General features: G+C 69.3%; 7 protein-coding genes. 5 read left to right on the forward strand and 2 right to left on the reverse strand.

The window, feature by feature from the left end; translation table 11 throughout:
- Together KBI5_RS08225 and KBI5_RS08230 are read right to left on the reverse strand one after the other, a co-directional pair.
- On the reverse strand, positions 1 to 1239 hold a 1239-nt coding region (locus KBI5_RS08225; protein WP_347272482.1), incomplete at its 3' end, for an FAD-binding oxidoreductase.
- Between the two features lie 301 nt (positions 1240 to 1540).
- Entirely contained in the window at positions 1541 to 2290 is a 750-nt protein-coding gene (locus KBI5_RS08230; protein ID WP_085014878.1) for a transposase family protein, read from the reverse strand.
- Between the two features lie 490 nt (positions 2291 to 2780).
- Here KBI5_RS08230 and KBI5_RS08235 point away from each other — a divergent pair, with 490 nt between their 5' ends.
- The 5 genes from KBI5_RS08235 to KBI5_RS08255 form a co-directional block, all read left to right on the forward strand.
- Positions 2781 to 3347: a transposase family protein gene (locus KBI5_RS08235; RefSeq protein ID WP_347272483.1), complete on the forward strand. Its 567-nt coding sequence runs from the start codon at positions 2781 to 2783 to the stop codon at positions 3345 to 3347.
- Between the two features lie 26 nt (positions 3348 to 3373).
- Positions 3374 to 3646, forward strand: coding sequence for a hypothetical protein (locus tag KBI5_RS26940; RefSeq protein WP_198537588.1), 273 nt, complete (start codon positions 3374 to 3376; stop codon positions 3644 to 3646).
- 247 nt (positions 3647 to 3893) lie between these two features.
- Positions 3894 to 4244: a transposase gene (locus tag KBI5_RS08245; protein WP_157902463.1), complete on the forward strand. Its 351-nt coding sequence runs from the start codon at positions 3894 to 3896 to the stop codon at positions 4242 to 4244.
- A gap of 621 nt (positions 4245 to 4865) precedes the next feature.
- Positions 4866 to 5138 (forward strand): hypothetical protein, encoded by a 273-nt coding sequence (locus KBI5_RS26945; protein ID WP_011435409.1) that lies wholly within the window; start codon positions 4866 to 4868, stop codon positions 5136 to 5138.
- A gap of 139 nt (positions 5139 to 5277) precedes the next feature.
- Positions 5278 to 5639 (forward strand): hypothetical protein (locus tag KBI5_RS08255; protein ID WP_133056974.1); only part of this gene is annotated, 362 nt, incomplete at its 3' end.

A 5639-nucleotide genomic window follows, 5' to 3' on the forward strand; every position in this document is an offset into this window, starting at 1 on the left:
CCGGTGCGCGCGCAGCAGGTCTTCGAAGTCACGCAGGTAGGCTCCCAGGCGCTGCGGCGGCACGGCCGCGTCCTCCCAGCCGGGCCAGGCTGGTTCCCCCGCCGCGCTCCGCCCGGCGAGACCCGCGCCGTCCTCGCGGATCCGCCAGAGGGCGCGGGTCTGCGGGCCGGTGGGCAGCACCCGGGTGGCCCTCGTGCCCGCGGCGGTCGCCAACGCCCAGCCGGCCGCGAGCGCCTCCGCCGGGCTCGCCCCACCGACCTCGACGAACAGCCAGCCGGTGCCGGCGGGAAGCTCCGGTACGGCCCGCGGTCCCCGGTGCCGGCGCACGATGTCGACCAGGCGCGCGTCCATGCCCTCCACCGCCAGCGGAGCGTGCGGGAACAGCAGCGGCACGGCGTCCGCGGCGGCCGGCATGTCCGGATAGCCCAGCACGACCATCGCGGTCGCGGCCGGCCGGGGGACGAGGCGGACGGTCGCCCCGAGCACGACCACACAGGTGCCCTCGGAGCCCACCAGGGCCTTCGCCAGGTCGCCGCCGCGTTCGGGCAGCAGGTGCTCCAGCGAGTAGCCGGAGACCTGGCGGGGGAACCTGCCGAGTTCGGTGCGCAGGACCGCCAGGTTGGCCCGGACGAGGTCGTCGAGCCCGGGGACTGCCGGATACCCGGGGACTGCCGGATACCCAGAGCCACCCGATCGCCCGGAGCCACCCGGGCCGACCCGTAGTCGACGTCCCGTGCCGTCGAGCACGTCGAGATCGACGATGTTGTCGGCGGTCCGGCCGTAGGCGATCGCCCGTGCGCCGCAGGCGTTGTTGCCGATCATGCCGCCGATGGTGCAGCGGGCATGGGTGGAGGGATCCGGACCGAATCGCAGCCCGTGCCGGCCGGCCGCCTCCTGGAGGCTGTCCAGGATGACCCCGGGCTGCACGCTCGCGGTGCGGGCGGCCGGGTCCAGGGAGATGATGCGGTGCAGGTGGCGGCTGAGATCCATCACCACCCCGGGGCCCACGGCGTTGCCCGCGATGGAGGTGCCCGCGCCCCGGGTGGTCAGCGGGGTCGCGGTGGACCGGCAAACCGCCGCGATCGCCAGGATGTCCCCGACCTCCCGGGGGAACACCACAACCGCGGGCGGCACCCGGTAGTTCGAGGCGTCGGAGGAGTACTCGGCCCGGCGCCGGGCCGAGGCGTCGACCATGGGCCGGACCACTCGATCATGATCTACACCGGTGCCGGCGACCATCGATCCGGCCGTGGTCGGTCGCTCCCCGAGCGCCGCCCGCAGCATCTGGACCAGCTCCGCCCGGTCCCCGGCCCCTGTTCCGGCCCGATCCCCGGGACGCCGAAACTGTCGGCGAAACCGTTGGACCCGAACGCGAYGCTGCTCCCGCTGCACCCCACCATCCTCGCYACGGGCCGGGCCGGCCGCACCGGATCGACCTGCCACTGTGGATCTTCAATGAGATCGCCCTCCCGGAACCCGGGCACGGCACGGTCGGTGGCCTCCTTCGGCCGCTCACTGAGCCTTTTCAAAGTTAGCTTTCCTAAATCCCTTCCTCGGTGAGAATGAATGCGGCGAGGGCGAACTTCCCGACACGGCGGGGACAGCCGCGGAAGCGGTCGAAGATGTGCCAGTTCTTCAGGATCGCGAAGCCGCGCTCGCCTCTGGCGCGGGTGGCGGCGTGGGCACGGTTGATCTCCTTTAGCTGATCGGACAGGTCGCCGCCGGGTGGCTTCTTGTACGGAACGAGGAGGTGGTCTCCTTCGCCGCCGACATATCCCTTGTCGGCGAAGAGGTGGAGCTCCGAGCGGTCGATCACGTGGAGGATGTCGTGCATGCGGGCGGCGGTGAGGTCGTGGACGCTGCCGGGAAGCCCCTCGGAGATCCAGATCATCCTGCCGTAGGGGTCGGTGAGGCCCTGGAGGTTGATGCCGTGGTACTTGTGCTTGCCCGAGTAGTACAGCTTGTTGTGTGCCCGGACACGGGTGGTGCGCACGACCGTTCCGTCGAGGATGAGGAAGTTGCTCTGCGTCCACGCGAACGTCCACACCGCCGCGAGGCGGCTACGGCCGCGGGTGGCCAGCAGATCGACGGCCTCGCGCACGTAGTTGTAGACCGTCCCGACACTGACGCCGAAGCCTTCGGCGAGTCGCTCGTAGGTGTCGCCGTTGCGTAGGTGCGCGAGCACGAGGAGTGCCTGCCCGTGTGGGGACAGCTTGCGCCACGTCTGGCGCTGAGCGCGGTCGTCGGCCAGCAATGTCGAGGCCCAGGAACGAGCGGAAGCGCAGGCCATACGACCTAAGCCGCACAAGCTGGCGGTGAAAACGCGGTTGCACGACGCGGTCAATGAGCCTTTCCCGGCAACGGGTCGTCGCACTGGGTAGCCGTAACGGACTGTGATGGTCTGGCGGGTGGGGTCGGGCCGGGAGACAAGGCGGCGCGGGGTCTCGGTAGGAAGTGTCCTTCCACAGATCACTTCACCGAAGGACCCCGCGTCCCGCATGAGTTTCACATACACCGCCGAGCTGCCCTTCGGCGATCACACCGTCTTCCGCCTGGCCGGACTGTTGGTCGCGGAGCGTCAGCGTCGTGGTACCCGTAACGGCACTCGCACGCTGTCCGCGCTGGAGCAGGCCGTGATGGCCCTGCGCTGGTTCTGTGACGGCACGCGGACCCGCCCGCCCCTCAACGATCATGGAGTGTCCCGCTCAGTGGGCTACCGCTACCTGCACGAGGGCGTCGCCGTGCTGGCCTGGCAGGCCCCTGACCTGCGCGAGGCGTTGATGCGGGCCAGGATCGCAGGCTATCGCCATCTGATCGTCGATGGCACGGTCATCGAGACCGACCGGCTGCGCGTGCCTGGTCCGAGCGAGGGCGTGGACCTGTGGTGGTCCGGCAAGATCTCCGATCACGGTGGCAACGTCCAAATCCTGTCGACCCCCGACGACGGCTGGCCGCTGTGGGTCTCGGAGGTGCCCCCCGGCCGCGAACACGACTCGACCGCTCTGCGCGCCTCCGGCGCGCCGCCGATCCTGGAAGAGGAGTGGACCGCCGACCTACACGAGGTGCTGTTCGACCTCGGTTACGAAGGGTTGGGCGGCCCGGCCGGGCCGCCCACGCTCGCCCGCAAGAAGCCCACGGCTCCTACCCAGAGAGTCACACAAGCCTACCACCAGCAAAATCAGTGGCCGGGTACCGCGCGGTCGGCGGCCTCGGCAGAGTGCTCGGAGATGCCGACCATGCCGGCGATCCTGGCCTRCTTCGGCCGAGTCGACCCCCGCGGCCGGCGCTCCGCCCGGCCCGACCGCGGCGCGAGCTTCAGCCGCGTGTTCAGTTCGCCACGCGCCTGAACGAAGAGCGTCTGGTAGATCGTCTCGTGCGACACGCGCATCTCCGGATCATCCGGGAAATCCTTCTTCAGCCGATTAGACACCTGTTCCGGCGAGAAGTCGGCCGACAGCCGTTCGGCCACCGCGTCGTGCAGCCGGACGTGAGTTTCCAGCTTGAACGCCTTCGGTCGCCGCCGCCGCTCGTCGGCGCGTTTCTGCGCGTCCGCGGCGCGGTATCCGGCATTGCCGCCGTTGCGCGCGACCTCACGGCTGATCACCGACTGGTTTCGGTCCAGYCGGGCCGCGATCATCCGGTGTGACAGTCCCTCGGCCAAGCCCCTGGAGATCGCCTCCCGCTCCTCCAAGGTCAACTCGACGCCGCGCACTCAGCCCTCCGATCAGTGGATCATCTTTCTACCAGCACTGATGCTCTGATCATCTGAGACCGCCCCGGGTGGCCGTGGTGGGTACACACCGGTACCGGTCGGGTCTTGGTGACGCCGGGTGGGTGGTTGCCGAAGCGGTGTTGCCGCCGGGCATCGTGGGCGCCATCCGGTACGTGGCTACGTGGCCCGCAACGGGATCGCGTGGCGGGCGCTGCCGGCGGGCTTCCCGGCGTGGCGGGCGGTCTGCGGCTTCTTCGACCGGTGGAAGAACAAGGGCGTGACCGCCAGGGCCCAGGGCGCGTCGCGGGGCGGACCCGGCCCGCGGGGGTCGTGGACCATCCTGAAGACCACCGTCGAGACCACCCGGGAGAACCCCGGCCGGAAAACCTCCGGGGCCCTGCCGGGACGAGGGGTGGTCGAACGCACCCTCGCCTGGCTTACCGCCCACCGGCGGCTTGCCCACGGCTATGGACGTCATCCCGCCGCCTCCGAATCGTTCATCAACGGGCTCGTGCGCGCTGGTCCGCGCTAGTCGTAGCTCTTCCGGCCGGTAGGACTTGCCGCCCTTCCAAAAACGTTACGAACGGGCCGGCAAGCCGGCAAGTTTTGTGAATAAATGACTTTTTTGCGCATTCTGCGGATCGGGGCCGGTGGTGAGGGGCCGCCGGCCACAGCGGAAGAAACCGCCGGCGGCGTGTCACCGCCGTGGGGCTGGCACGCAGATCGCACAGCGGTGAACGCTGCGAACGAGCCGGCAAGTTTTGTGAATAGACAGCTTTTTGCGCATTCTGCGCAGGCGAGGAGCTGGCCCGCACCGGCGAGCAGCGCTGCCGGGACCGCGACCGCCARCCCACSCCACACCGGCCTTTTCCGRCGACCGCCCGAACGCGATCTTCCGCAGCACCGCGAGCCCAGCCCGCAGCGCCTCACGCTCGGTCTCCCGCTCAACCAGCCGGCTACCCGAACAGAACCCTCACCACCCACCCAAAGATAGCAATAAGGTGAAGGATCATTATGCTTCCACACGACTTCGCGGATTAAAACGCGGATTAAAACTCAGTAGCGGAAGACCCACGGTCTCGGGAAGCCGGAGACGTTCACTTTTCTGGGGTTCACGTGTCTGTGCGCGACGTCCAAGAAGGGGAACTTCTGGGTGAGGCGCGTCACGGGCAAGAGGCGGATGCGGGCGAAGCTCAAAGAGATCAAGGAGGAACTGAAGCGGCGCCGGCACCAACCCGTCCCGCTCCAAGGGCAGCGGCTACGCAGTGTGGTGGTTGGGCATCTCAACTACTACGCCGTGCGCGGCAACACGGACGCGGTCGCGTCCTTCCGCATCCAGGCGACACGGCACTGGTTCAAGGCGCTTCGCCGACGAAGCCGGCGCACGCGACTGACCTGGGCGCGCATGGGGCGCCATGCCGACTGATGGCTACCACCCGCCCGCCCACGCCACCCGATGCCGAGCGTGCGCTTCGACGCCAGAACCCGAGGCAGGAGCCCAGTGCGGTAATTCCGCACTCTGGGATCGGTGCGGGGGCCTCCGCAAGGACGGTCCCGTCGACCCCATGGACGCACACACCAGCAAGGCCCTGCGACTGTCGGACCCTCAGCGCCGTGCGCTGACCTTTGCCCACACGGGCGTTCTGTACTACCGGGCCGACTCGTTCGGTCACGGCTACTACGGGGAGCGGGACTGCGCTCCTGTCCGTATCCGCTGGAACACCTTCGAGGCGATTGAGCGTCGCGGCTGGGTGGTCCGGGATCCGGCGGGAGACCTGARCCTTCACGGCGGCACCGTGACCATTCTGGCATACGTCGTGACCGACGCGGGCCGGACGGTGCTCGGTGTCGAGCGGGACGACGCACCCGGTGGGGAGAAGGCCCCGCAGGACGAGGCCCCCGTCACGGTCGATGTTGCCGACGTCCG

This window comes from Frankia sp. KB5 (assembly GCF_002099325.1).
Taxonomy (GTDB): domain Bacteria; phylum Actinomycetota; class Actinomycetes; order Frankiales; family Frankiaceae; genus Frankia; species Frankia casuarinae.

What these genes read in the sequence shown, in the direction of transcription:
- KBI5_RS08230 (WP_085014878.1), bottom strand. Translation starts at nt 2,290, where the DNA reads ATGGCCTGCGCTTCCGCTCGTTCCTGGGCCTCGACATTGCTGGCCGAC.